The sequence below is a fragment of the Roseibium suaedae genome (assembly GCF_900142725.1).
Taxonomy (GTDB): domain Bacteria; phylum Pseudomonadota; class Alphaproteobacteria; order Rhizobiales; family Stappiaceae; genus Roseibium; species Roseibium suaedae.
The window spans coordinates 79,211-103,846 of the sequence record NZ_FRBW01000004.1; the positions used below are offsets into that span (position 1 = coordinate 79,211).

Sequence of the window (24,636 nt, forward strand, 5' to 3'; positions counted from 1 at the left end):
GTCTCCGTGCCAAAGCCCCTTTGCGCGGGCGCCCGTGCCATATGGCTTAACGCCCCCTTAAATTGCCGCATTCTAAGGTCAATTGCGGGGAAGCGATCCTGACACCAGGGTCAATTAAATGAATGGGGACCATCTTCAGGCATGGCGAACGGCACTGCGCAACGCAAGCGGATCGAACCGAAGTTCGAGGCGGATGGACAGTCTGCTCTCGATCTGCGCCCGTCCGAGCGTGACCGCGTCGCCCAGCCTGCCCGGAAGAAACCCGCTCAGAAGCGCACAGGCAATACCTCCGGCCAGACACGGCGCCGTGCATCCTCCGGCAAGGGAGGCGGCGGCGGTAAAGGTGGCAGCGGTGGCAGGCGCAAGAGCCGGCGCTCCCGGCGCAACGGATCGCTGATCGGCTTCGTCCTGAAGAAGGCAATCTACTGGAGCTTCGTGCTCGGCATCTGGGCGGGCGTCCTGGGCATCGGCGTGCTCGGCTATTATGCCGCCTTCCTGCCGCCGACCTCCGAGTGGAAAGTTCCCCAGCGCCCGCCGAACGTGAAGATTGTCTCGGCCAACGGCGAACTTCTGGCCAACCGTGGAGACACGGGCGGCGAGGCCGTACGGCTGGAACAGCTGCCCCCCTATCTGCCCAATGCGGTGATCGCGATCGAAGACCGGCGCTTCCGCTCCCACTTCGGGCTTGATCCGCTGGGCCTTGCCCGCGCCGTGGTCGTGAACCTGACCTCCGGCAACCTGGTTCAGGGCGGCTCGACCCTTACCCAGCAGCTTGCCAAGAACCTGTTCCTTGAGCAGGACCGCACCTTGAAGCGCAAGATGCAGGAACTCGTGCTGTCGATCTGGCTGGAAGCCAAGTTCAGCAAGGACGAGATTCTGGAGATGTATCTGAACCGGGTCTATCTCGGTTCCGGCGCCTATGGCGTGGATGCGGCGGCGCGGCGCTATTTCGGCAAGTCGGCACGGCTTGTCACCGTGGCGGAAGCCGCGACCCTGGCTGGTCTGCTCAAGGCCCCGACGCGCTATTCTCCGGCCCGCAATCCGGATCTGGCGGAAGCCCGCGCCCAGCTCGTGCTCGCGGCCATGCGCGAAGAAGGCTATATAACCGACAAGGAAGCCAAGTCCGCGCTCGCAGAGCCGGCCAAGGCGATCAACCATCACACCAGAGCCAGCACGAATTACGTCGCCGACTGGGTGATGGACCTGCTGCCTCACTATGTTGGCTCTGTCGATACGGACATCATTGTCGACACGACAATTGATCCCAAAATCCAGAAGGGCGCGGAAGAGGCCCTGCGCAAGGCGCTCGCCGAAGACGCCAACAAGCACAAGGTCTCGCAAGGGGCCATCGTGGTGCTGGATACGGCCGGATCGGTCCGGGCAATGGTCGGCGGCCGGGATTATTCGGAAAGCCAGTTCAACCGGGCCGCTTACGCCAAGCGCCAACCCGGATCCGCGTTCAAGCCCTTTGTCTATCTGGCAGCCCTCGAGCGCGGCCTGACCCCGGACACCATCCGGGAGGACAAGCCCGTCTCCTTCAAGGGTTGGGCGCCGCAGAACTATTCCAAACAGTATTTCGGTCCGGTGACCCTGACACGTGCGCTCAGCCTGTCCCTGAACACGGTGGCCGCGCAGCTCGCCTATGAAGTCGGGCCCAAGGCGGTGATCAGCACGGCCAAGCAAATGGGCATCACTTCGGAAATGAAGCCGAACCTCTCCATTTCCCTCGGAACGTCGGAAGTCACGCCGGTCGAGATCGCCGGCGCCTATGTGCCCTTCTCCAATGGCGGGTACGGTGTTTTGCCCAATGTCGTGCGGCAAATCCGGACGACAAGCGGCAAGATCCTCTATTCCCGCCAGGGCGATGGCCCAGGCCGGGTGATCGACCGCGCTCTTGTTGGCCAGATGAACCGGATGATGGCCGAAACCCTGGAAACGGGAACAGGCAAGAAGGCCCAGTTGAGCGGTGGCCGTCCCGCTGGCGGCAAGACCGGAACCTCCCAGGATTTCCGGGATGCCTGGTTCATTGGCTACACGGGCAATTACACCACGGCTGTCTGGCTCGGAAACGACGACAATTCGCCCACCAACAAGGCGTCGGGCGGCTCGCTTCCAGCCGTGATCTGGAAAGACACCATGGAAGCGGCCCATGAGGGCCTGCCGGTTTCCGATCTGCCGGGAGCGCCGGGCATGCTGGCAGGGGAGGCGTCCGCCTCATCCGATGCCCCGGTGCGCAACATCACGCCCCCGGCTAATGTCGGCTCGGGAGGGGATGTCATCCGCCCGCCTGCAGGCAACTCCAATGGCGGCCCGCTGAAACTGCTGAAATCCATCTTCGGCGGCTGACGTCAGACCCTAGAGTGTGTTGCGTTTATTTGCATTCACACAACACGCTCTCGCTTCTGCTTTGACGCATGTCTGTCTCCCAAAACCGGTATCCCCTTTTGGGAGCAAGACATGCTCTAGCCGTAGCCATGGAGGCGCAAGCCGTTTTGCTTCAGCCACAGCCGGGCAGACGGGGTCTGCGGGGCGAGCTGCTGGCAAAGGCTCCAGAAGCGGGCCGAATGGTTCATCTCGCGCAGATGCGCCACTTCATGGGCGGCGACATAGTCCAGGATCTCGGGCGGCGCCAGGATCAGGCGCCAGGAGAAGGACAGCTTGCCATTGGAGGCGCAGGACCCCCAACGGCTCTTTGTGTCCCGGACGGTGAGACCGTTGATCTTTGCGCCGATCTTTTGCGCATGAAAGAACGCTGCTTCCGTCAGCTCAGCCTTGGCAGCTGCCTTGAGCCAGGTCTCGACCTTGCGCGGAATATGATCATCCGCCCCCGGAACCAGAAGGATCTTTGCCCCGGTTTCCGGATCTGAAGATTGCTGCACCAGCCCGCGCAACTTGCCAGAGGCCCGGATTTCATGATCTTCACCGCGCACCGGAACAATGGTGCCAGCAGACAGATCGACCCGGTCGCCACGTATCGTCAGCCGCTCCAGCAACCAGCCCGTATGCTGACGCACAAACCGCTCTGCCCTTGCCAGATCGCCGCCGCCAGGAACGGTCAGCACCGGTCCGGAATGATCGGCGGGAATGCGAAGCAGATATCTTTTCGCACGGGGGTTCGGCCTCAACCGGATGCGCAGGGCCGTTCCGTCAGCATCAATCTCGATATGATCGGGCAGCGCCTTGCGCCGGGAACGAAGCAGCATCTTGCGAAAAAATCCGGGAGGGTATTCAGGGTACGAGTTGCTATTGGGCGTTTCCGGACGGCGAACTGGTTTCCACACCGTCTGGAAGCAATCCAGTTTAACCCGGCACTTGAAACGACGAAAGCGGCGCTTTGGGCGCCGCCTCCGGTCGTGTCGTGCCTGCGTGATGTCAGGAAGCGGATGCAGACGGATCCACGGATCCCCTGTTCCGGTTGGCCATGAAGCGGTCGAACTCTTCCTGATCCTTGGCCCGGCGCAGTTCCTGAAGGAAACTGTCGAACTCATTGCGCATCTTGTCGAGGCGCGCGCGCTCTTCTTCGAGACGCTTGAGTTCCTTTTCCCGGTAGTCGTCGAAAGCGACATTGCCGGTCCGGCCGTAAGACGTGGAGGTGTTCATGGAATCCATGGCTCCTTTCAACGGGCTTGCACGCCACTGGTCTCGGGCGTCACGGGCCATCGTATGGAACCGGTCCCCCCACAGGATATAGGCCAGCATTGCCAGACCCAATGGCCAGAAGGCCACGAAGCCGAGCACCATCAGGCCGATGGTCACCGGGGACCAGCCCGGTCTGATCGAACAGCTTGAAGTTGTCATTGTCCTGTCCTGGTTGACGTTAACGGTAATGACGTGGGGAGCCCTTGCGGCAACTTCAAGATTGCGTGATTCGATTTTTGCCCGGCTGAAGCGCATGTGACCGGGAAAACAAAAACCCGCAGACGTTCATCTGCGGGTTCCTGAAGATCAAAACCTTAGCAACGCTGCCGGTTAGCTAACCGTTTCGGCCAGCTTGCGAGCCTGCTCGATCCAGTTGTCCCGGGCAATGCGGCCCCGGAAATCAAGCTTTGTGTCCAGTGCCTCGATCTGCGGATCGGTCAGACCGGCAATCTGCCAATAGTGGAAAATGCCCGCCCCATTGAGCGCGGATTCCAGTTTGGGACCGACACCGGTGATCGACTTGAGATTGTCGGCAACGCCGCGCGGGCTGGCCAGAAGGATCTCTGCCAGCGGATCAACCTTGGTGCTGGCCGCGACCGGCTCAGCCTTGGCAACGGTCGCGGGTTCCGCCACGGCCTTTTCTTTTGCCGGAGCTGGAGCCGCTGCCGCTACCGGCTTCTCGGCAACGGCCTTGGCGGCCGGAGCCTTGCCCTTGGCACTCTGACGGTGGGTCAGGATGAAATCCATCACCCGCGGACAGATTTCCGCACGCCAGCGCGATCCGTTGAACACACCATAGTGGCCCACATTCGGCTGCTCGTAATGGGCCTTCATGTCATCCGGCAGGTTCGAGCAAAGGGCGTGCGCCGCCTTGGTCTGGCCCCGTCCGGTGATGTCATCCTTTTCGCCCTCGACAGTCAGGAGCGCCGTGCGGCGGATCTTGGAACAGTCGACCGGAATGTCGCCATGCATCATCTTTCCGTCTGGCAGCGAGTGCTCGATGAACACCGTCTCGACCGTCTGGAGATAGAACTCGGCGGTCAGATCCATCACGGCCAGATATTCGTCGTAGAATTCCCGGTGCTTTTCGGCGCTGTCGCCGTCGCCCTTCACCAGGTCCTGGAAATAGTCCCGGTGCGCCGTCATGTGCCGGTCCAGGTTCATGGACATGAAGCCCGTGAGCTGCAGGAAGCCTGGATAGACGTCGCGCATGAAGCCCGGATGCGGGAAAGGAACGCTCATCACCACATTGCGGCGGAACCAGTCGATGCCCTTGCTCATGGCCAGATCATTGACGGCTGTCGGAGCAACACGGGTGTCGATCGGGCCACCCATCAAGGTCATGGTGGAGGGCACATAGGGATCGTCTCGACCTTCCATCACAGCCACGGCGGCAAGCACCGGCACGGAGGGCTGGCAGACGCCGACCACATGGGTGTCCGGCCCCAGGTAGTGCAGCATCGAGATGATATAATCGATATAATCATCCAGATCGAACTTGCCGTCCTGGAGAGGCACCATGCGGGCGTCGATCCAGTCGGTGATATAGACATCCGCCCGCGGAAGAAGCGCTTCCACCGTGCCCCGCAAGAGCGTTGCGTAATGGCCGGACATGGGCGCGACCACCAGGATCTTCGGATCATTGCGGCGGGCTTCGGTGCCCCGCTCGAAATGGATCAGATTGCAGAACGGACGGCGCCAGACGATGTTCTCGTGAACCGGCACGTGAACGCCACCGACGACCGTGTCCTTCAGGCCGAACTCAGGCTTGCCGTAGCGCCGCGTTACGCGCTCGAGCACTTCGCAACCGGCGGCAACCTGGCGGCCATAGTTGGTGTGGCTCAGCGGATTGAGCGGGTTCTGGAAATAGAGCTTCGTCATGTCCGCGGCAGCCCGAAGTGGCGCCATGGCGGCATGATTCAGTTCATAGAGATGATAGTACGGCACGCGCACGTCTCCTTGCCAAAGCCACCGGACGACTGTTTTACCCAGCCGCCGAGGCGTATCTTGAGGCACTGTTTTGCAACGCAACAGAATAGGCCCATCTTTACGCGAGGGGCAATACCGCAGTTTTGGCCGTTTTCCGCCAGACTTGGCAGAAGGTGCCAGACTGCAACCCTTAAGGTTCTGATGTTGCAGTGCGTCTAGACTAACACAGGGATCCTGAGAGCCAAGTTAACGAAAGGTCGGTATCTGCGCTTGAGGTCGCCGGTCAGGCGGCAAGATCTGCGACGACAGCATCGAGAACTGCAAAGCCATCGCGGGTGGCCCGAAGACGCCGGCCGGGAAGCTCTTCGACCATGCCATGCTCCAGCAGGGCTGCGAGGCGGCGCGGGTCGATGGTACGGTGGGCCATCTTCTCGTAGCGGGCAAGATCAATGCCCTCAACGAGACGCAGTCCCATCAGGAGATATTCATCGCCCTGTTCTTCTTCGCTGAGGCCGACATTCTCGACCATGCCGTGGCCATGGGTCTCCACATTCTGGAGCCAGGTTTCCGGATGACGCTCGATCGCGGTCGCCAGCTTGCTGGCACCAACGGTCAGGCGGCCATGGGCACCCGGTCCGACGCCGACATAGTCGCCATAACGCCAATAGACCAGATTGTGCCGGCACTCGGCACCCGGACGGGCATGATTGGAAACTTCATAAGCCGGAAGACCATGGGCTTCCGTGACCTTCTGGGTCAGCTCATAGAATTCTGCGCCAAGATCAGGATCCGGCATCTGCAGCTTGCCAGCGTTGTAGAGATTGTAGAAAGGCGTGCCTTCCTCGATCGTCAGCTGGTAGAGCGACAGGTGATCTGCGGCAAGGCCAATGGCGCGTTCAAGCTCTTCCTGCCAGCCTTCGAGTGTCTGGCCCGGACGGGCATAGATCAGATCGAAAGACAGACGCGGGAAGGTGTTGCGAGCCGTCTCGATCGCCCGGATGGCCTGATCGACATCATGCAGACGGCCCAAAAGCTTCAGGTCCCGGTCATGCAGCGACTGGACGCCCAGGGACACCCGGTTGACGCCTGCAGCCCGGTATCCCCGGAACCGCTCGGCCTCAACACTGGAAGGATTGGCTTCCAGGCTGATCTCCGCATGCGGGTCCATGGTCCAGTGACGGGCAATGGCATCAAGAACCCGACCGACAATCCGCGGCTCCATCAGCGAAGGCGTGCCCCCACCCAGGAAGATCGAATTGACCGTCCGGCCCGGCGTCATGGCAGCAAAATGGGCCAGCTCGACCTCGAAGGCGGCCGCGAAGCGCTCCTGATCCACCGGTTGATGGCGGACATGGGAGTTGAAATCGCAATAGGGGCATTTAGCCGCGCAGAAGGGCCAATGCACATAGACGCCGAAACCGCCGTCGATCGATGCGGACATCAGGCCTCCAGGCAGGCTTTGGAGAAGAGCTGGAACGCCCGCGCGCGGTGCGACAGGGCGGGCGCCGTATTGGACCAGCCGTGCTTTTCTTCAGAGGTCATTTCCCCGAAGGTGCGCGCGTGGCCATCCGGCTGGAACACCGGATCATAGCCGAAGCCCTGCAAGCCACGTGGCGGCCAGACGACCTGACCTTCGACTTCACCACGGAAGAACTCCACATGGCCATCCGGCCAGGCAAGGCACAGAACGGCCACGAAGGACCCGCGCCGCTGCGCGTCATCCGTTGCGCCTATATTCTGCAGCTTCTCCTCGATGTTGCGCATCGCCATGCCGAAGTCCTTGTCAGGACCGGCCCAGCGCGCCGAGTAGATGCCCGGATCGCCATTCAGAGCCGCAACACAAAAGCCGCTGTCATCCGCAAGCGACGGCAAGCCGGAAGCCGAGGCCGCAGCCACAGCCTTCAGCTCGGCATTGGCTTCGAAAGTCGTGCCGGTTTCCTCGGGCTCGGGAAGATCGAGATCACCGGCGGACACGACATCAAAGCCATAGGGCGCCAGAAGCTCGTTGATCTCCCGGATCTTGCCCTTGTTGTGGCTGGCCACGACGAGACGGCCAGGCTCCAGCTTGCGGTGGCTCATGTGTGCGTTCCTCAGAGAATGGCCAGCTTCTGCAGATCAACCAGACGGCTGATGCCGCCCTTGGCAAGACCGAGCAGCTGCCCGAACTCTTCTTCAGAGAACGGAGCGCCTTCCGCCGTGCCCTGGATCTCGACGATGCCGCCGGAACCGGTCAGAACGAAATTGGCGTCGGTTTCAGCCGTGCTGTCCTCGGCATAATCGAGGTCGAGCACCGGCGTGCCGCTGTAGATGCCGCAGGAGATGGCCGCAATGTGATCCTTCAGCACCGGCTTCTTGATCATGTCGCGGGACTTCATCCACTCGAGACAGTCATGGAGAGCCACCCATGCACCGGTGATCGATGCAGTCCGGGTGCCGCCATCGGCCTGGATGACATCGCAGTCGATGGTGATCTGGTTTTCGCCCAGCGCTTCCAGGTCGACCACGGCCCGCAGGGAGCGGCCGATGAGACGCTGGATTTCCTGGGTGCGGCCAGACTGCTTGCCGGCACTTGCCTCGCGGCGCATGCGGTCACCCGTCGCGCGCGGCAGCATGCCGTACTCAGCGGTCACCCAGCCACGCTGCTGGCCACGGAGCCACGGCGGAACCCGCTCTTCCAGGCTGGCGGTGCACAGGACATGGGTGTCGCCGAATTTCACCAGGCAGGAGCCTTCGGCATGTTTGGAAATCGCCCGTTCCAGGGTGACTGGGCGAAGTTCGTCGGCGGCGCGTTTGGACGGGCGCATGCTGGCTCCCTTTTTGGCTCATGGCCGGAAATCTTGAGGCCGGTCCAGAGCGGATCCCTGAAAGGCCTGTCCCCCGGTTCGCCGGGGTGTCATGCGGCCTTGTAGACCTTGCGGGCAGAAGACGCAAAGGTCAGCTTGCGCAGAAGACCGATTTTGCGCCTATATCATGATAAAATCTGTGTCGCCTGCATGCAGGAGAGGAAAGGAAGCACTCTTGAGCCTGAGTGATCTCGACAAGCGGTCCCGCGATATTTTCCGGTCCATCGTCGAAACCTATCTGGAAACCGGTGAGCCGGTCGGCTCGCGCAACGTGTCGCGGACGCTTGGCATGTCCCTGTCTCCGGCGTCCGTGCGCAATGTCATGGCCGATCTGGAGCATATCGGGCTGCTGCATTCGCCCCATACCAGTGCCGGCCGTCTGCCGACCGAAATCGGCTTGCGGTTTTTCATCGATGCGCTTCTGGAAGTGGGTGACCTCAGCCAGGAAGAGCGCCGCAATATCGAGGTGCAAGTCCGCGCCGCACAGCAATCGCGCTCGACCGAACAGGTCCTGACCGAAGCCAGCCAGATGCTGTCCGGCCTGTCCATGGGGGCAGGGGTCGTGCTGACCCACAAGTCCGACATGCGGCTGAAGCACATGGAATTCGTCCGTATCGAGCCGCTGAAGGCCCTGGCGATCCTGGTTGGAGAAGACGGAGCTGTCGAGAACCGTGTGCTTGATCTCCCCCCCGGACTGCCGACCTCGGCGCTGACAGAGGCAAGCAATTTCCTGAATGCCCATATCCGCGGCCGGACCCTGAGCGAGGTGCGCAAGGAACTGGAGCGGCTTCAGAATGAAGGCCAGTCGGAGCTGGACCAGCTCAGCCGCAAGGTGATCGACGCAGGCCTCGCGGTCTGGGGCAATGGCGGGCAGGCGGACAGCGGCACCCTGATCGTGCGCGGCCGGTCCAATCTCCTGACCGACCTGGAAGCCGTGGGCGATCTGGAGCGCATCCGATTGCTGTTCGATGACCTGGAGAGCAAACGCGACCTGATCCAGCTTCTCGGCCTTGCGGAACGTGGCGATGGTGTCAGGATCTTCATCGGATCGGAGAACAATCTCTTCTCCCTGTCCGGCTCCTCGCTCGTCGTGTCGCCTTACAGGGACAGCAACCAGCGGATCGTGGGTGTTCTCGGTGTCATCGGCCCTACCCGGCTGAACTACGCCAGGGTCATTCCCATGGTCGACTACACGGCCAAGCTGGTGAGCCGTATCCTCGGCTAGTTCCGGCCGTAAATCTCAATTGCCGGACCCAGCGTCCGGACGGCGGGCAGTGCTGCTGCCGGCACGAACACCTTCAACAGGACCAGAAGTTTCCATGCAATCTCTGTCGCCCGCCGAACTTGAACGCTATGCCCGCCACATCGTCCTCCAGGAGATCGGTGGGCCCGGCCAGCAGAAGCTGAAGGCCGCCCGGGTTCTCGTTGTCGGGGCAGGGGGGCTTGGCGCTCCTGTACTGCAATATCTTGCTGCAGCCGGGGTCGGAACGCTGGGTGTGGTGGATGACGATACGGTCAGTCTCTCCAACCTCCAGCGCCAGGTCATTCACGACACGGACCAGCTTGGCGAACCGAAGGTGGCAAGTGCGGCTGAAGCCATCGCCCGGCTGAACCCGAATGTTGTGGTCGAACCTCATCCGGTGCGCCTTGGAGGCCACAATGTCATGCAGCTGGTGTCCGCCTATGATCTGGTGGTCGATGGCACGGACAATTTCGCCACCCGCTATCTGGTCTCCGATGCCTGTTTCTTTGCGAAGAAGCCGCTGGTGACCGCCGCCGTCGGGCGGTTCGACGGCTCTATCACCACGTTACGCCCTTTCGAGACCAACGCTGAAGGGGTTCAGAACCCGACCTACCGGTGCCTTTTCCCGGACCGGCCGCGCGATGGCGTGCTGCCGACTTGCGCCGAGGCCGGGGTTCTGGGTGCTCTCACCGGTATCATCGGCACAATGCAGGCCATGGAAGTGATCAAGGAAATCACCGGAACGGGCGAGGGGCTGACCGGCCGCCTGATGCTGTTCGATGCCCGTGCATTCCGGATGGAAACGATCCGCTACAAGCGCTCTCCCAGGAACCCGCTCAACGGTGACGCTCCGAAGACCTGGGCGGAGATGCTGGAAGAAGCCTGAAAACGAAAAAGGCCGCGGATCGCTCCGCGGCCTTTTCCATAAATCTGCGCCTTCGGCTCAGTTCGGCTTTGCCTGCTGCTGAGCGATGTTCTGGCGGTACAGCTGGGCGAAATCGATCGGATCCAGCAGTAGCGGCGGGAAACCGCCGTTGCGGGTAGCTTCGGCCAGAATGTTGCGTGCGAACGGGAACAGCATGCGCGGACACTCGATCATCACGAACGGATGCATGTGCTCCTGCGGAACGCCGGTGATGCGGAACAGGCCAGCATAGACCAGTTCAACGTTGAACATCACGAGATCCGGACGAGCCGCCTTGGCATCGAGCTTGATCACGACTTCAAACTGGTTTTCGCCCATCGGCTGAGCCGTGACGTTCACGTTGATGTCGAGCTTCGGCTGCTCACCCTGGGTCAGGGAACGCGGCGAATTCGGGTTTTCGAACGACAGGTCCTTGATGTACTGACCCAGGATGTTCATGCCCGGAGCGGCCGGAGCCGCGTCTGCCTGCGGCTGAGCGCCGGCGTCATTGGTATCGGTCATCGTGTCTCATTCCGTTTTGCGGTGCGTAGTCTGAAAAGCCCCCTCCCCCCAGTGGAGGAACGCGCCCGGTTGCCGGCCCGCATGCGCCGTACAATCTTCTCTGCCGCTGGCTACCATTAAGGGAGGCCCGGCACAAGGGTAACGCCTTGCCAGCGGCGCAAAACGGTTCCAAAAGAAGTCATGATCGACCCGTCAGACTTCGTGAACTCGCCCCTTCGCCACCGGCTCCGGCTTGATACGCTCGTTCGCCTCAGATGGCTTGCCGTCGGGGGACAGACCGCCGCCCTTCTGGTGGTGCATATCGGCCTTGGCTACCCGATGCCGATCGTCCCGGCCTTTTTCCTGGTCGCCCTGTCGGCCTGGGTCAACATCGTTCTAAAAGTCCGCTCTCCAGCCTCCCGGCGCATCACCGAACGGGCCGCAACCCTTCAGCTGAGCTACGACATCCTGCAGATGAGCGGGCTATTGTTCCTGACCGGCGGTCTCGGCAATCCCTTTGCCTTCCTGCTGATGGCGCCGGTGATGGTTTCTGCCACGGCGCTTTCCGCCCGCAACACCTTCACCCTCGGCGCACTGGCAACCGCCTGTGCAACGCTGGTAGCCGTGCTGCATCTGCCGCTGCCCTGGCCGGATGGAACTGAATTCCGCCTGCCGCCGGTCTATTCGGTCGGCGTCTGGATCGCCCTTGTCTCCACACTTGCCTTCATGGCCGTCTACGCCTTCAGGGTCTCCGAGGAAGCCCGCCAGCTGGCCGACGCTCTTGCTGCAACAGAGCTCGTGCTTGCCAAGGAACAGCACCTGAGTGCACTCGATGGTCTGGCAACGGCAGCTGCCCATGAACTCGGCACACCACTCGCCACCATATTCGTTGCCTCCAAGGAGCTGGCAACGGAGTTCGAGCCGGATGACCCGCGCGCCGAGGATGTTGTGCTGATCCGGGCTCAAGCGGAACGCTGCCGGGACATCCTGCGCCAACTCACCAGCCTGTCGAGTGACGAGGACCGCACCTTCCAGCGCATGCCCATTACCCAGCTGATGGAAGAGGTCGCAGATCCTCATCGCGGGTTCGGCGTGGAGATCAGCATTTCGGCCAGCGGAACAGGCGCAGAGCCTGTGGGTTCCAGAAATGCCGCCATCCGCTACGGTCTCGGCAATCTGGTCGAAAATGCCGTCGACTTTGCCCAGTCCAGGGTCGAAATCACCTCGGTCTGGGATGAAAAAGCCGTAAGCATGACCATCCGCGACGACGGTCCGGGCTTTGCTCTCGACGTCCTGAGCAAGATTGGTGACCCCTATGTCACCATGCGCGGCACCAAGTCCGGCAACACTGAAGCGGGCGGTCTTGGCCTGGGTTTCTTCATTGCCAAGACCCTGCTGGAGCGCACCGGCGCCAAGCTCTTCATCGAGAACCGGCCACCGCCTGAACATGGTGCGGTCATTCGCGTCAACTGGCCCCGTGCGGCAATAGAGCACGCCAGCAAAGTGGACGGGCAGGAGATTTCCCTGCATAAGACCTAAATCTATTGCCGCCCCGCAAGCTGACTTCCAGTCATCCGGCGCGGCAGATGCAGCGTAGAAAAAGAAAACCGGACTCCAGACATGACTGACGTATTGCCGGATCCCGCTTCGAACCAGGACATGAGCTTGCTGATTGTCGATGACGACAAGGCCTTTCAGCAACGGCTGGCCCGCGCCATGGAAAAACGCGGCTTCACTGTCGAAACGGCAGACGGGTTGCAGGATGCTGTCGTCAAGATCGGCGTGCATGCCCCTGCCTATGCCGTGGTCGACATGCGTCTGGAAGACGGCAACGGTCTCGATGTGATCGAAGCCATTCACCAGAAACGCCCGGATTCCCGAGCCATCATCCTGACAGGCTACGGCAACATCGCCACTGCCGTAACAGCAGTGAAGCTCGGCGCCATCGACTATCTGGCGAAGCCTGCGGATCCGGATGATATCGTGGCGGCGCTGGGCCGCCAGCCGGAAGACCGTCCCGAACCGCCGGAAAACCCGATGTCCGCCGACCGGGTGCGCTGGGAGCATATCCAGCGGGTCTATGAGCTGTGCGAACGCAACGTGTCGGAAACGGCCCGCCGTCTCAACATGCATCGCCGGACCCTGCAGCGGATTCTGGCAAAGCGCGCTCCCCGCTAAGGCGGGAAGACGGCGTTCTCAACCAGACCAGGGTCCAGCCGGCAGGCGGAAGGGCTTTCCCAGCCATTTCCGCCGCTTCCGGCTTCTCCAAACTTGCTCTCCTGCCCCTGTTTTGACTAAGTATCCAGCCAAGACTGGTGCCCTTTTTCCGGCATGCCTTATGGAGTTTGCCAATGACCCTGCCGACCTCCGGCCTGTTCCGCCCGATCCTTGCCTCAAGCATCGGTGCGCTGCTTCTCTCCGCCGTGAGTGGAATTGCATGGGCTCAAACCCCGCCGGAAACGATCCGGATCAACGTCGAGCCGCCAAAGCCCGGCATCCGTTCGGTGAGCGTCAACAAGAAGTACAAGCCGATCATCAGCCGGGATGACGCCGGTGTAATCATCGACACCCTTGGCAGTTCCACCACGCCGCCCGCCTGTGATGCCGAGCTGGAAGTGACCCTTGAAAACAGCCGCGTTCTTTATCGCGCAGCCAACCTTTGCGCCGGCGGGGCACTGGTCGTAGACGTGGATCAGGACGGCAAGCCAGGTGCGGCCCGGGTGATCCAGGACACGGCAGGCTCGCTCCAGGGGTCCTCGCGCCCATCCGTTCCGGCCCGCGCCGAAACCAAGACGGAACGCCAGCCGGTCACGCCTCAACCATCCGCGGACAATGATCCGGTGTTCGACACCGGAGCCGACACGCCGGAGGTTGCCACACAGGATCCGAACCAGTCGCCGGATAGCCAGACCGATGGCGGTCTGCCGCCGCTGGAGCGGATGGACTCGCCGATCGATGCGCCCGGCATTACGCCCGAAGTGGCAGGACAGCCGGGCCAAGCGGATGTGAACCAGGGCAGCCAGTCCGGCTACATCCTGATGCCATCCACCGATCGGGTCTGGTCCATCGAAGCCGGCAGCAATCCAGGCGACCGCAGCACCCTCGTGCACAGCGTTCCGAACACCAATAACAGCGATTTCGTTGCCGCCTGCGGCACCCAATCCGGCCAGGCAACCATCGTCTTCAGCCAGGCATCGCCGACCACTGCTCAGGGTGTAAGCGAAACCGTCCGCATTTCCGCGGGCGATTTCTCGGCAGTTTACAACGCTGTCGGCTCAAGCTCGAACAACGCCTTCGGCCAATCTTTCCCGGAAGTCGTCCTGCCGGTCACCGATCCCCTCTGGGAGGCGCTGATCAAGCAGTCCGAACTGACCTTCGAAGTTGGCGGCACGCCCCCCTACAAGGTATCCCTGAAGGGCAGTGCCAACCCGGTCCGCCTGTTTGTGGCGACCTGCGCGCCTGCCCAGACCATTGTCGGGGAGGGCAACTCCGGCCCGCTTGCAGAAAGCGATGTCTCCTGCGGCGAACTTGGCCGCATTCAATCGCTGGAAGCCAACCAGCCCGGCCAGATCGTCTTCCGCAACAACAGCCAGTCTCCGGTCGAGGTGAACTGGATCGATTATGGCGGCGGCGAGCGGTCCTATGCGCGTCTTGAACCGGGGCAGCTGCTAGAACAGCAGACCTTCGTCAGCCACGCCTGGTCCTTGCGGGACGGCAATACCGGCCAGTGTCTCGGTATCTATGTAAGCCGCACGCCATACCGGGAAGTCACCGTTTCCGGATCACAGCCTTCGTTCCCGCAGGGCCAACCCTCGTTCGACCAGCAGGGTGGCTTCGGCCAGCCGCAAGGTGGCTTTGGTCAGCAGCAGGGTGGCTTTGGTCAGCCTCAGCAAGACGCCTTCCCGGCGGGCCCGATCCCTCCGGGCAATGTCGGCGGCCAACAGGGCGGCTTTGCGCCTCAGGGCGGTGGTCTCGGACAGGTTGCCGGCCGCGTGGTCGACTACCAGTGCACCGGCGGCGTGGATCTGCGCGTCAGCTTCTCGGCAGATGGCCGCAATGCGGAAGTTGCCGAAATGGGCAGCGGCATCTACACGCTGGCCCGCCAGAACAGCGCTTCCAGCCTGGATTTTGCCAGCAATGGCGCCCGCCTTACCGGCCAGATCACAGAACCGGTCTGGTCCCGCCCGGGCGACCGCGACGTCTTCTGCTCGCTGCGCTGAGGCCGACTGCCAAGTTCCAATGGCCCGCGCCCCAAGGCGCGGCCTCGGCTTTGCTACGCCTGGATCACCTGGACCTGAGACCAAAGGCCGGAAGGTTCGCCTGAGGCTTGTCTTTGCCTTCAGGCACTGCGGAAGCAACCTGATCAAGGGTGTGAATAATATTAAAACAATTCAAGGTTGCCTAATCGGCGTAATTCATAGAGATTTCTGCTAGGTAAGCACTACTGCCTATACTCGAATCTACACTCGAATAGATTGAATCTTTAGGGAAAGTTTACCGAACTGACTGAGTTTCTTGACCATAATTTTGGTCACGAGGCTCATCTCATGAAATACAACGGCATTCCGCTCGCATGGAAAATCTCCATTCCAGCCATTACCGTTTTCGCATTCACGGTTCTCGTTGTTCTTCTGAGCATGAACTCCCTTTACAATGGCATGCTCAACGAGCGGCTGTTGAGCATCCAGAACATCGACAAGTCCGCCATCGCAATCGCTGAGAAATTCCACGCCAGACAAAAGGCAGGAGAGTTCAGCGAAGAAGAGGCAAAGGCGCGTGCAGGAGAGGCCATCGCTTCGATTGCCTTCCCGGGTGATGGCTACATCTTCATCTACGGCAAGAACGGCGACATGCTTGTTCATCCGCGCGCTGACTATATCGGCACGAACCGCTGGGACGTGAAGGACCCGACCGGTTTCTACACCGTTCGTGAATTGATCAAGGCGGGCGAAACAGGTGGCGCAGTCGTCAAGTACCAGGCCAAGAAGCCGACCGGTGACGAGTATTACGACAAATACTCCTGGAGCGAACTTTTCACCCCCTGGGGCTGGTATTTCGGTACGGGCGTCTATGTGGATGATCTTGTCGCGGCCTTCTGGCGCAGCGCCTTTATCCTGATCGGCGTTTCCGCCTTCGGAATTCTGACCGCAGCGGCAGTAGCCTACGGGGTCATCCGCAGCATCAGCAAGCCGATCAATGCCCTCACCACCAACATGAACAGCCTGGCACAGGGCAACAGCGACATCACGATCACGGGCGCGGACCGGGGTGACGAGATCGGTCAGATGGCCTCTGCGATGGAAGTTTTCGTGAAGAACGAAAACACTCGCAAGGCACTGGAAAAAGAGCAGCTCGCCTCACAACATGCTTCTGCCCGGCGCGGCGAGGAAATCCAGCGGCTTTCAGCAGAGTTCGACCAGACCGTCAGCGAGATGATGAATGTCATCGAGGACTCGGTCCACAAGCTGCAAGGCGCGTCCGAGGAAATGACCCATGGCGCGCGCAGGACGACCGACCAGAGCGGCCTCGTCTCTCAGGCCTCAGCCCAGGCTTCCCATAATGTGGAGACAGTGGCCGCTGCTGCAGAAGAGCTGTCTGCATCGGTCAACGAGATCCGCCGCCAGGTTCATTCGTCTTCGGAGATTGCGGCCAATGCTGCTGCCGAGGCGAACTCCACGACACAACGCATGAACGGTCTCTCGGAAGCAGCAGGCCGGATCGGCGAAGTGGTGACCCTGATTCAGGCAATCGCAGAGCAGACCAACCTTCTCGCTCTCAACGCCACGATCGAAGCGGCCCGCGCGGGTGAGGCCGGCAAGGGCTTCGCCGTTGTGGCCGCAGAGGTCAAGGAACTGGCCAACCAGACTTCCAAGGCGACAGAGGAAATCTCCAGCCAGATCTCCGCCATTCAGGGCGAGACGGAACAGGCGGCAAAGGCCATCTCCTCCGTAACCGAGATCATCAACGAGATGAACGACATTGCCCGGTCGATCTCCTCAGCGGTTGAAGAGCAGGGCACGGCCACGCAGGAAATCGCGATCAATGCGACGGAAGCTTCCCGCAGCACGGTCGAGGTGACCACAAGCATCGAGAGCGTTGCCAGCGCGGCAGAAATGACCCGTGAAAATGCTCAGATGGTGGATGGCTCTGCTCGCGAGTTGGAAACCAACGCGAACTCTCTGAAGCAGACGGTCGCCCAGTTCCTCCGGAATGTGCGCACCCAGTCGGCTGCGTAATCCGGATTGAAATGCGAAAGACCGCCCCGTGCCAAGAGCAGGGGGCGGTCTTTTCATATTCAGATCTTGCGAAGCGCGACCTTGGAAATCTGGTGGCTGGCATCCTTGGTCAGGATCAGATCCGCCCTAGGCCGGGTCGGCAGGATGTTTTCCCTGAGATTGACAAGGTTGATCTCGCTCCAGATCTTGTGGGCCGTCGCGACCGCTTCCTCGTCGGTGATGCGTGAGTACTTGTGGAAGTAGGAGCCGGGATCGCGGAAGGCGGTCTCGCGAAGCCGCATGAAGCGCTCCACATACCAGTCGAGCAGCAGGCCTTCCTCGGCGTCGATATAGACCGAGAAATCGAAGAAATCCGAGACGAAGGGCACCGCTCGGCCATCCTTGGGCAGCTCACGGGTCTGAAGCACGTTCAGTCCTTCGACGATCAGGATATCCGGTTTGTCGACCGTCACCGTGTGGCCGGGCATCACGTCATAATAGAAGTGGGAATAGACCGGCGCCCGGACATGCCGCTTGCCCGCCTTGATGTCAGACAGGAACTTCAGAAGTGTCGTTCTATCGAAGCTTTCGGGAAAGCCCTTCTTCGACATCAGCCCCTGAGCTTCCAGAACCGCGTTCGGATATAGGAACCCGTCCGTGGTGATCAGATCCACCTTGGGGCTCGCCGGCCAGCGGGCCAGAAGCTCACGCAGCACGCGGGAGGTGGTCGACTTGCCAACCGACACCGATCCGGCCACCCCGATAATGTAGGGGGTCTTGCCGTCATGGGTACCGAGGAAGTTCTGCGTGGCGGTGTGCAGCCCCACGGTCGCTTCCGCATAGAAAGACAGAAGGCGGGAAAGCGGCAGATAGATCGTCTCGACCTGCTCGATCGAAACCGGAGCATTCAGGCCCTGAAGCTGCGACACTTCTGCGGCGCTCAGCGTCATGGGCGTATCTGCACGGAGCCGGGCCCATTCACGCTCGGTGAAAACCCGGTAAGGGGAGAGATCCATCTCTCCCATCGTCTTGCCGATTGTATTGATAGTCTGATCCATATCGCGTTGCAGTCCTCGCTGCGAGACGATCGGTGGCTAGTCGTGAGGTCTTGAGGCCTTTTCCTCAAGACCGGTCTGACCAGTCCGTCTTGCCAGTTCCGCCATGACATCCTGGAGGTTCACTCCGGAGACATTGAGCACCACCAGCAGGTGATAAAGCAGATCGGCGGCCTCAGCCGTCAACTCCTCCCGATCTTCCCGGACCGCCGCAATGGCAGCCTCGACCGCTTCTTCTCCCAGCTTCTGGGCGCATTTGGCAACGCCCTTGCCCACGAGCTTGCGCGTATAGGACTTCTCGTCATCACTCACGGCACGCGCGGCGATAATGCGGTCCAAATCGGCAAGTGTAAAATTCGTCATTGGTCTAGCCCTTCCCCATGGGGGCAGCTCCGCCTCAGCGGATCAAGTGTCCATGCGCATGGCGACGCCAGCAGCCTGCATGTGCGCCTTGGCCTCGTGGATCGTGTATTCGCCGAAATGGAAGATCGACGCAGCCAGAACAGCGGTCGCGTGGCCATCCCGAATCCCCTCGACCATATGATCCAGGTTGCCGACACCACCAGAGGCAATGACCGGCACCGGCACCGCATCGGCGATGGCGCGGGTCAGGGCGATGTTATAGCCGGACTTGGTACCGTCCCGGTCCATGGAGGTCACGAGCAGCTCGCCAGCGCCCAGCGCCACGACCTTTTTCGCAAATTCCACCGCATCGATGCCGGTTGCATTGCGCCCGCCGTGGGTGAAGATTTCGAACTTCTCCGGCTCACCCGGCGCGTTGACCTGCTTGGCATCAATGGAGACTACGATGCACTGGGCCCCGAACTTTTCCGCCGCTTCGCGCACGAAATCCGGGTTGGTCACCGCTGCCGTGTTGATCGAGACCTTGTCCGCACCGGCAATCAGCAGCTTGCGGATATCTTCGACCGTACGAACACCACCGCCAACGGTCACCGGCATGAAACAGGCTTCCGCCGTCCGGCGCACCACGTCATAGATCGTGTCGCGGCCTTCATGGCTTGCGGTGATATCGAGAAAACAGAGCTCGTCGGCGCCTGCAGCATCATAGGCCTTGGCCGCTTCCACCGGATCACCGGCATCCACGAGATCAACGAAGTTGACGCCTTTGACGACGCGGCCGTCCTTGACATCGAGGCAGGGAATGACACGGGCTTTGAGCATCTCAGCCTTCCTTGCGCGCCGCGCGGATGAGGTCCATGGCTTCCTTCGGATCAAGGCGGCCATCATAGAGCGCCCGGCCCGAAATCGCACCTTCCAGAATGACGCAATCCGGCTCCAGAAGACGCTTCACGTCCTCGATGGAGGCAAGACCGCCCGAAGCGATGACCGGAATGGACACCGCATGGGCCAGCTCCAGGGTGGAGGGGATGTTGAGCCCCTTCAACACGCCATCCCGGTCGATATCCGTGTAGATGATCGCGGAAACACCCGCGTCTTCAAACTGGCGGGCCAGCGCGACAGCCGTCAGTTCGGAGGTCTCGGCCCAGCCTTCGACCGCCACATAGCCGCCCTTGGCGTCGATGCCCACGGCAACCTTACCCGGGAAGCGCTTGCAGGCTTCCTTGACGAGGGCCGGATCGCGGACGGCGACCGTTCCGAGGATCACCCGGGAAATGCCCTTGGAGAGCCAGGTCTCGATATGCTCCAGCGTGCGGATACCACCTCCGAGCTGAACCGGGTTCTTCGTCGAGGCCAGGATGGCATCCACCGCCGCCCCATTCACACTCTCGCCGGCGAAGGCGCCATTGAGATCCACCACATGCAGCCATTCGAAACCCTGATCCTCAAAGGCTTTCGCCTGGGCGCCGGGGTTATCGTTGAAGACGGTTGCCTGGTCCATGTCGCCCAGCTTGAGGCGAACGCATTGGCCGTCTTTCAGGTCGATGGCGGGGAAGAGAATGGTCATCAAAGAAGTCCTTGTCCCGGCAAGAGATCATGCCAGGCATCTTTCGGGCGAAGGCGGGGTCAGATGCCTTCTACGATAACAATGCTGCCGTCAGCGCAGGTCTGCCGGATCTTGGCGGCAACCTGGTACTCAGGCGAATGATAGCAGTCCAGCGCCTGCTGCTTGGACGCGAATTCGATCACGACATGGCGGTTTCCGCCGGTGCCTTCCGCGATCTCGAACTCCCCGCCGCGGGCCAGGAAATGCGCGTCGTACTTTTCGAACGCAACCTTGGCGGCCGCCACATAGTCCGGATAGATCTCCGGGTTCTTTACAGCGACATTGGCGATCCAATAGCCCTTGGCCATGCTGGTCTCCTAACGGTTCAGGGGGTCCATTCGAGGAAGTTGGCAATCAGGCCCAGACCGAGCCGCTGGCTCTTCTCCGGGTGGAACTGGGTGCCGATCATGTTGTCCTTCGCGATCATCGCCGTAAACGTACCGGCGTAATCGAAGGTCGCAAGCCGATCTTCCGGGCGGGCGGTGGCGAAATGGAAGGAATGGACGAAATAGGCGTGCAGCCCGTCCGGTCCCGTCTCCAGCCCCTTGAACACCGGATGGCTTTCCGGGTGGACGTCGATCGTGTTCCAGCCCATGTGGGGGATCTTGAGCGAGGCATCCGCTGGCTTCATTTCCGTGACATCGCCGTCGATCCAGCCGAGTCCTTCCACGGTCTCGAACTCGAGACCCCGGCTGGCCATCAGCTGCATGCCGACGCAAATGCCGAAAAACGGCGTTCCCTTGACCCGGACAGCCTCTTCAAGGGCCTCCGTCATGCCATCAACGGCGGCCAGGCCCCGGCGGCAATCGGCAAAGGCGCCAACGCCCGGCAGGACGATACGGTCTGCCTTGGCGACACGGTCCGGGTCGGCCGTCACGAAGACGTCCGGATTGAGGGCATGGTCACGGGCAGCGCGCTCGAAAGCCTTGGCAGCCGAGCGCAGATTGCCCGAGCCATAATCGATGATCGCGATGCTCATCTGCTGGTCTCCTGGCCCAGGGGAAGGCCGACAACTCTTTCAGTTCCGATCCGCGGGATGATACCCGACAGGCGCACGATCGGCGCCGGGGTCTCCCGCACGACAGCCTTGCCGGCCGCCTTGTTCTGCATGGCGTGGAAGAACCGCAGTTCCGCCTCCGTCTCGTCGCTGCCGCAGGCAAGGCCCAGCACCCGCCATCCGGCCCGTTCCATGGACCAGCGGCGCAGGCTGTTGGCCTCAAAGCCGAACAGGATGGAAACGGCAAGGCCGGCCACCATCGGCGCTGCCCCTCCGGTCACCGCAGCTGCAGTTTCCAGAACCAGGGTAACGACCAGATATCCCAAGAGGACCAGCCAGAGCCGGTTCCACAGGATCCAAATGATGGAGAAGGCAAAGGCAGGCCAGGAAAACCGGTCCGGCACGAACACCAGACGGTCAGCTTCATGCGGACTGGCCACCGGATCCTTCAGGTCCGGGGGAGCCATGACATAATAAGTGCTGCTCATCTGCCTGCCGTCCTCAGCCGCCGAGCTGGCCCTTGGTGGTGGGAATGCGGTTTGCCTGGCGCGGATCGATCTCGATCGCCTTGCGCAGGGTCCGCGCCACAGCCTTGAAGCAAGTCTCGGCAATATGATGGCAATTGGAGCCATAAAGATTGGCGATGTGAAGCGTGATCCCGGCATTCATCGTAAAAGCGCGGAAGAACTCCTCGAAGAGCTCCGTATCAAACTCGCCAACCTTGTCACGGCTGAAATTGACGTCCCAGACCAGGAACGGACGGCCCGAAACATCGAGCGCGCAGCGGGTCAGGGCCTCATCCATCGCCAGATGGGTATCGGCGTAGCGGTTGATGCCGGCCATGTCGCCCAGCGCCTGGCGGATGGCCTGGCCGAGCGCAATGCCGGTGTCTTCGGCCGTGTGATGGAAATCGATATGGGTGTCGCCTTCGGCGCGGATGGTCATGTCGATGAGCGAATGGCGGGCAAGCTGTTCGAGCATATGATCGAAGAAGCCGACCCCGGTCGCCACGTTATAGGCGCCCGAACCATCAAGGTTGATCTCTACGGAAATACGGGTTTCCTTGGTGTTGCGCGAGATCGCCGCTGTGCGCATCGATATTCCTTCCCATTGGCCGTCCCCCGGACGGGAGAGTTTACCGGCTGACCGGCGCGTTTTAGCAGGCCGATCCCGCCAAGGAAACACTTAACCGGATGCGAAACAAGGCATTCGAGTGCTTTCCCGGTACGGCATCGGGCAAGGCACAGCCTTTGACGCTGGTCCGCAACAGCAAGTGGTGCTACGAACGCGCGGATATCAGCCGCCGCCGGAGAAAAATCATGACGTCTAGCCCCTTCACACCGCAGTCCGCCCTTGAACGCCTGATGTTGCCCCTGGATGTTCCGACAGTGGAAGAGGCCCGGGCGCTGGTGAAGGCAACGGAAGGGGTTGTCGGGGTCTACAAGATCGGCATGGAGCTGCAGTTTGCGGGCGGTCTGGAGCTTGCCCGTCAGCTGGCAGCGGAAGGCCACAAGATCTTCCTCGACGTGAAGCTGCACGACATCGACAACACGATCTACAGCGCCGTGAAGAACGTCGCCAGGATGGGCGTCCGCTTCATGACCCTTCACGCCTACCCGAAGACCATGCGGGCGGCCGTCAAGGCGCTTCAGGAAGAAGGCGTCACCGATCTCTGCCTGCTCGGCGTGACAGTCCTGACCTCGATGGATGATCAGGATCTCCATGATGCAGGATACCGGGGAAGGGTGGCGGAACTCGTCTCCGTCCGTGCCGCCGATGCGCGCCGGGCCGGGATGGGCGGGATTGTCTGCTCTCCCCAGGAAGCCGCCTCCATGCGCCCAGTTCTGGGAGACAGTCTGGTGATGGTCACCCCGGGCATCCGCCCGGCCGGAAGCGATGCAGGCGACCAGAAGCGGATCATGACACCGGGCGACGCAATCCGCGCAGGCAGCGACTACCTGGTCATCGGCCGCCCCATCAGCCGCGCCGCCGACCCCCGCGCTGCGGCTTCGGCGGTTCTGGAAGAGATTGAGGAAGCTCTGGCAGAGGCTTGAAGTGGAATTATAGAGTCCTTTGCAATCCTCCTCCGTCTTGCCATGGCTTGACCATGGCATCCATGCCGTAACCGTGCCCCGCGGAAAGCTTCACTTAAAGGAGACCGATCGGCATGGATTCCGGGTCAAGCCCGGAATGACGACGTGAAGAGGGGCCGAATTTCCTTCACAAGTATTCTCATCGCCCCACCAATGGGCAGGATTTCAAGCCGCCGCGCCGTTGCCCTGCTCCTTTGAGCGGATCAGCATGCCGAAGAGGTCCCGGGGATCATCCGGATCGGCAAGCAGATCAAGCTTGGAGTAATGACCGGTGCGCGGCAGAAGGTCCTTCAGGAAGCGGAGGGCCGCAAAGTCCTCAATGGCAAAGCCGACACTGTCGAAGAGGGTGATCTGATCGCGCGAGGTCCGGCCCGGCAACTGGCCTGAATAGACCTGCCAGAGCTCGGTCACCGGGGAATCCGCGTCCAGCTGCTGGATTTCGCCCTCAATGCGGGTCTGGGGCGGAAATTCAACGAAAATATCTGACCGCAGCAAGATATCCTTGTGCAGTTCGGTCTTGCCCGGGCAATCACCGCCGACCGCATTGATGTGCACGCCGGCACCAACCATGTTGTCGGTCAGGATGGTGTTGCAGCGCTTGTCGGCCGTCACCGTCGTGATGATCTGAGCCCCTTCGATGGCATCCTCCGGAGACTTGCAGATGGTCACGTTCAGACCGGAGCCTGCGAGATTGCGCGCCAGACGCACGCTGGCTGCCGGATCGATGTCATAGGCGCGGATTTCCGTGATCCCGAGCAGTGCCTTGAAGCCGAGGCACTGGAAATCGGACTGGGCGCCATTGCCGATCACCGCCATGGTTCTGGACCGTTCCGGCGCAAGATATTTCGCCGCCAAAGCAGAAGTCGCCGCGGTGCGCAGCGCCGTCAGGATGGTCATTTCGGTGAAGAGAACCGGATAGCCGTTGCTGAGATCCGCCAGAACCCCGAAGCCGGTCACGGTCTGGCGGCCGTCCTGGGTGTTGCCCGGATGCCCGTTGACGTATTTGAAACCGAAGGTCTTGCCGTCACTGGTCGGCATCAACTCGATCACCCCTTGCGGAGCATGCGCCGGAATACGCGGCTTCTTGTCGAAACTCTCCCAGCGCAAGAAGTCCTGCTCGATGTATTCGGCAAGGCCACGAATGAAGGCCTCAACGCCAATGGCATGGACGTTCTTCATCATGTCATCGACGCTGACAAAGGGCACATAGGCAAGGGCCGAAGGCTGAAGGCTGGTTGTCTTGTCAGTCAT

General features: G+C 61.3%; 24 protein-coding genes. 8 read left to right on the forward strand and 16 right to left on the reverse strand.

Features of this window, described 5'->3' with window-relative positions:
* The first annotated feature begins 141 nt into the window (after window positions 1-141).
* Complete coding sequence (locus tag BUA94_RS16735) at window positions 142-2,346, forward strand: transglycosylase domain-containing protein (protein ID WP_073014496.1); 2,205 nt, start codon at window positions 142-144, stop codon at window positions 2,344-2,346.
* 116 nt (window positions 2,347-2,462) lie between these two features.
* Here BUA94_RS16735 and BUA94_RS16740 read toward each other — a convergent pair whose 3' ends face one another.
* The 6 genes from BUA94_RS16740 to rph all read right to left on the reverse strand — a co-directional run bounded on the left by BUA94_RS16740 (window position 2,463) and on the right by rph (window position 8,372).
* Window positions 2,463-3,203, reverse strand: coding sequence for a M48 family metallopeptidase (locus BUA94_RS16740; RefSeq protein WP_073014497.1), 741 nt, complete (start codon window positions 3,201-3,203; stop codon window positions 2,463-2,465).
* A 169-nt stretch (window positions 3,204-3,372) separates the two neighbouring features.
* Window positions 3,373-3,798: a DUF2852 domain-containing protein gene (locus tag BUA94_RS16745; RefSeq protein WP_073014498.1), complete on the reverse strand. Its 426-nt coding sequence runs from the start codon at window positions 3,796-3,798 to the stop codon at window positions 3,373-3,375.
* A 171-nt stretch (window positions 3,799-3,969) separates the two neighbouring features.
* The gene (gene phaZ / locus BUA94_RS16750; RefSeq protein WP_208980159.1) at window positions 3,970-5,547 is read right to left on the reverse strand and encodes a polyhydroxyalkanoate depolymerase; all 1,578 of its coding nucleotides are present in this window, start codon (window positions 5,545-5,547) and stop codon (window positions 3,970-3,972) included.
* A gap of 304 nt (window positions 5,548-5,851) precedes the next feature.
* Window positions 5,852-7,009: a radical SAM family heme chaperone HemW gene (gene hemW, locus BUA94_RS16755; protein ID WP_073014499.1), complete on the reverse strand. Its 1,158-nt coding sequence runs from the start codon at window positions 7,007-7,009 to the stop codon at window positions 5,852-5,854.
* On the reverse strand, window positions 7,009-7,647 hold the full coding sequence (gene rdgB / locus BUA94_RS16760) for an RdgB/HAM1 family non-canonical purine NTP pyrophosphatase (protein ID WP_073014500.1): 639 nt from the start codon (window positions 7,645-7,647) through the stop codon (window positions 7,009-7,011). The genes hemW and rdgB overlap by 1 nt, the downstream gene beginning before the upstream one ends.
* An 11-nt stretch (window positions 7,648-7,658) precedes the next feature.
* A complete protein-coding gene (gene rph / locus BUA94_RS16765) occupies window positions 7,659-8,372 on the reverse strand; it encodes a ribonuclease PH (protein WP_073014501.1) in 714 nt (237 codons plus the stop codon).
* Between the two features lie 166 nt (window positions 8,373-8,538).
* On the opposite strand from rph, the gene hrcA reads away from it, so the two are divergent.
* Window positions 8,539-9,636 (forward strand): heat-inducible transcriptional repressor HrcA, encoded by a 1,098-nt coding sequence (gene hrcA, locus BUA94_RS16770; RefSeq protein ID WP_073014502.1) that lies wholly within the window; start codon window positions 8,539-8,541, stop codon window positions 9,634-9,636.
* 94 nt (window positions 9,637-9,730) lie between these two features.
* On the forward strand, window positions 9,731-10,540 hold the full coding sequence (locus BUA94_RS16775; protein WP_073014503.1) for a HesA/MoeB/ThiF family protein: 810 nt from the start codon (window positions 9,731-9,733) through the stop codon (window positions 10,538-10,540).
* Window positions 10,541-10,597: 57 nt separating this feature from the next.
* On the opposite strand, the gene secB is transcribed toward BUA94_RS16775, so the two are convergent.
* Window positions 10,598-11,080, reverse strand: coding sequence for a protein-export chaperone SecB (gene secB / locus BUA94_RS16780; protein ID WP_073014504.1), 483 nt, complete (start codon window positions 11,078-11,080; stop codon window positions 10,598-10,600).
* A 180-nt stretch (window positions 11,081-11,260) separates the two neighbouring features.
* On the opposite strand from secB, the gene BUA94_RS16785 reads away from it, so the two are divergent.
* The 4 genes from BUA94_RS16785 to BUA94_RS16800 all read left to right on the forward strand — a co-directional run bounded on the left by BUA94_RS16785 (window position 11,261) and on the right by BUA94_RS16800 (window position 17,295).
* Window positions 11,261-12,598, forward strand: coding sequence for an ActS/PrrB/RegB family redox-sensitive histidine kinase (locus BUA94_RS16785; protein WP_073014505.1), 1,338 nt, complete (start codon window positions 11,261-11,263; stop codon window positions 12,596-12,598).
* 81 nt (window positions 12,599-12,679) lie between these two features.
* Entirely contained in the window at window positions 12,680-13,237 is a 558-nt protein-coding gene (locus BUA94_RS16790; RefSeq protein WP_073014506.1) for an ActR/PrrA/RegA family redox response regulator transcription factor, read from the forward strand.
* A gap of 173 nt (window positions 13,238-13,410) precedes the next feature.
* Window positions 13,411-15,279, forward strand: a complete 1,869-nt coding sequence (locus BUA94_RS16795) for a VHL beta domain-containing protein (RefSeq protein WP_073014507.1) — start codon at window positions 13,411-13,413, stop codon at window positions 15,277-15,279.
* A gap of 327 nt (window positions 15,280-15,606) precedes the next feature.
* A complete protein-coding gene (locus BUA94_RS16800; protein ID WP_073014508.1) occupies window positions 15,607-17,295 on the forward strand; it encodes a methyl-accepting chemotaxis protein in 1,689 nt (562 codons plus the stop codon).
* A 59-nt stretch (window positions 17,296-17,354) separates the two neighbouring features.
* On the opposite strand, the gene coaA is transcribed toward BUA94_RS16800, so the two are convergent.
* Genes coaA through hisB form a run of 8 tightly spaced genes read right to left on the reverse strand, consistent with a single transcriptional unit; the run spans window position 17,355 to window position 22,387 of the window.
* A complete protein-coding gene (gene coaA / locus BUA94_RS16805) occupies window positions 17,355-18,332 on the reverse strand; it encodes a type I pantothenate kinase (RefSeq protein ID WP_073014509.1) in 978 nt (325 codons plus the stop codon).
* A gap of 36 nt (window positions 18,333-18,368) precedes the next feature.
* Window positions 18,369-18,692, reverse strand: a complete 324-nt coding sequence (locus tag BUA94_RS16810; RefSeq protein WP_073014510.1) for a phosphoribosyl-ATP diphosphatase — start codon at window positions 18,690-18,692, stop codon at window positions 18,369-18,371.
* A gap of 42 nt (window positions 18,693-18,734) precedes the next feature.
* Window positions 18,735-19,511, reverse strand: a complete 777-nt coding sequence (gene hisF, locus BUA94_RS16815) for an imidazole glycerol phosphate synthase subunit HisF (RefSeq protein WP_073014511.1) — start codon at window positions 19,509-19,511, stop codon at window positions 18,735-18,737.
* 1 nt (window position 19,512) lies between these two features.
* On the reverse strand, window positions 19,513-20,256 hold the full coding sequence (gene hisA, locus BUA94_RS16820; RefSeq protein ID WP_073014512.1) for a 1-(5-phosphoribosyl)-5-[(5-phosphoribosylamino)methylideneamino]imidazole-4-carboxamide isomerase: 744 nt from the start codon (window positions 20,254-20,256) through the stop codon (window positions 19,513-19,515).
* Window positions 20,257-20,315: 59 nt separating this feature from the next.
* Window positions 20,316-20,603: a DUF1330 domain-containing protein gene (locus BUA94_RS16825; RefSeq protein WP_073014513.1), complete on the reverse strand. Its 288-nt coding sequence runs from the start codon at window positions 20,601-20,603 to the stop codon at window positions 20,316-20,318.
* A 17-nt stretch (window positions 20,604-20,620) separates the two neighbouring features.
* On the reverse strand, window positions 20,621-21,274 hold the full coding sequence (gene hisH, locus BUA94_RS16830) for an imidazole glycerol phosphate synthase subunit HisH (protein ID WP_073014514.1): 654 nt from the start codon (window positions 21,272-21,274) through the stop codon (window positions 20,621-20,623).
* Entirely contained in the window at window positions 21,271-21,780 is a 510-nt protein-coding gene (locus BUA94_RS16835; RefSeq protein ID WP_208980138.1) for a DUF2628 domain-containing protein, read from the reverse strand. Before BUA94_RS16835 ends, hisH begins: the two co-directional genes overlap by 4 nt.
* 13 nt (window positions 21,781-21,793) lie before the next feature.
* Window positions 21,794-22,387, reverse strand: coding sequence for an imidazoleglycerol-phosphate dehydratase HisB (gene hisB, locus BUA94_RS16840; protein WP_073014515.1), 594 nt, complete (start codon window positions 22,385-22,387; stop codon window positions 21,794-21,796).
* A gap of 224 nt (window positions 22,388-22,611) precedes the next feature.
* Here hisB and pyrF point away from each other — a divergent pair, with 224 nt between their 5' ends.
* Window positions 22,612-23,346 (forward strand): orotidine-5'-phosphate decarboxylase, encoded by a 735-nt coding sequence (gene pyrF / locus BUA94_RS16845; RefSeq protein WP_073014874.1) that lies wholly within the window; start codon window positions 22,612-22,614, stop codon window positions 23,344-23,346.
* Between the two features lie 204 nt (window positions 23,347-23,550).
* Here the strand turns inward: pyrF and BUA94_RS16850 are convergent, their stop codons facing one another.
* Entirely contained in the window at window positions 23,551-24,636 is a 1,086-nt protein-coding gene (locus BUA94_RS16850) for an ornithine cyclodeaminase (RefSeq protein ID WP_073014516.1), read from the reverse strand.

Excerpts from the sequence above, each read along its gene's own strand:
- BUA94_RS16735 (WP_073014496.1), top strand. The coding sequence starts at position 142 with ATGGCGAACGGCACTGCGCAACGCAAGCGGATCGAACCGAAGTTCGAG.
- BUA94_RS16740 (WP_073014497.1), bottom strand. The coding sequence starts at position 3,203 with ATGCTGCTTCGTTCCCGGCGCAAGGCGCTGCCCGATCATATCGAGATT.
- BUA94_RS16745 (WP_073014498.1), bottom strand. The coding sequence starts at position 3,798 with ATGACAACTTCAAGCTGTTCGATCAGACCGGGCTGGTCCCCGGTGACC.
- phaZ (WP_208980159.1), bottom strand. The coding sequence starts at position 5,547 with ATGGCGCCACTTCGGGCTGCCGCGGACATGACGAAGCTCTATTTCCAG.
- hemW (WP_073014499.1), bottom strand. The coding sequence starts at position 7,009 with ATGTCCGCATCGATCGACGGCGGTTTCGGCGTCTATGTGCATTGGCCC.
- rdgB (WP_073014500.1), bottom strand. The coding sequence starts at position 7,647 with ATGAGCCACCGCAAGCTGGAGCCTGGCCGTCTCGTCGTGGCCAGCCAC.
- rph (WP_073014501.1), bottom strand. The coding sequence starts at position 8,372 with ATGCGCCCGTCCAAACGCGCCGCCGACGAACTTCGCCCAGTCACCCTG.
- hrcA (WP_073014502.1), top strand. The coding sequence starts at position 8,539 with ATGATAAAATCTGTGTCGCCTGCATGCAGGAGAGGAAAGGAAGCACTC.
- BUA94_RS16775 (WP_073014503.1), top strand. The coding sequence starts at position 9,731 with ATGCAATCTCTGTCGCCCGCCGAACTTGAACGCTATGCCCGCCACATC.
- secB (WP_073014504.1), bottom strand. The coding sequence starts at position 11,080 with ATGACCGATACCAATGACGCCGGCGCTCAGCCGCAGGCAGACGCGGCT.
- BUA94_RS16785 (WP_073014505.1), top strand. The coding sequence starts at position 11,261 with ATGATCGACCCGTCAGACTTCGTGAACTCGCCCCTTCGCCACCGGCTC.
- BUA94_RS16790 (WP_073014506.1), top strand. The coding sequence starts at position 12,680 with ATGACTGACGTATTGCCGGATCCCGCTTCGAACCAGGACATGAGCTTG.
- BUA94_RS16795 (WP_073014507.1), top strand. The coding sequence starts at position 13,411 with ATGACCCTGCCGACCTCCGGCCTGTTCCGCCCGATCCTTGCCTCAAGC.
- BUA94_RS16800 (WP_073014508.1), top strand. The coding sequence starts at position 15,607 with ATGAAATACAACGGCATTCCGCTCGCATGGAAAATCTCCATTCCAGCC.
- coaA (WP_073014509.1), bottom strand. The coding sequence starts at position 18,332 with ATGGATCAGACTATCAATACAATCGGCAAGACGATGGGAGAGATGGAT.
- BUA94_RS16810 (WP_073014510.1), bottom strand. The coding sequence starts at position 18,692 with ATGACGAATTTTACACTTGCCGATTTGGACCGCATTATCGCCGCGCGT.
- hisF (WP_073014511.1), bottom strand. The coding sequence starts at position 19,511 with ATGCTCAAAGCCCGTGTCATTCCCTGCCTCGATGTCAAGGACGGCCGC.
- hisA (WP_073014512.1), bottom strand. The coding sequence starts at position 20,256 with ATGACCATTCTCTTCCCCGCCATCGACCTGAAAGACGGCCAATGCGTT.
- BUA94_RS16825 (WP_073014513.1), bottom strand. The coding sequence starts at position 20,603 with ATGGCCAAGGGCTATTGGATCGCCAATGTCGCTGTAAAGAACCCGGAG.
- hisH (WP_073014514.1), bottom strand. The coding sequence starts at position 21,274 with ATGAGCATCGCGATCATCGATTATGGCTCGGGCAATCTGCGCTCGGCT.
- BUA94_RS16835 (WP_208980138.1), bottom strand. The coding sequence starts at position 21,780 with ATGAGCAGCACTTATTATGTCATGGCTCCCCCGGACCTGAAGGATCCG.
- hisB (WP_073014515.1), bottom strand. The coding sequence starts at position 22,387 with ATGCGCACAGCGGCGATCTCGCGCAACACCAAGGAAACCCGTATTTCC.
- pyrF (WP_073014874.1), top strand. The coding sequence starts at position 22,612 with ATGACGTCTAGCCCCTTCACACCGCAGTCCGCCCTTGAACGCCTGATG.
- BUA94_RS16850 (WP_073014516.1), bottom strand. The coding sequence starts at position 24,636 with ATGACTGACAAGACAACCAGCCTTCAGCCTTCGGCCCTTGCCTATGTG.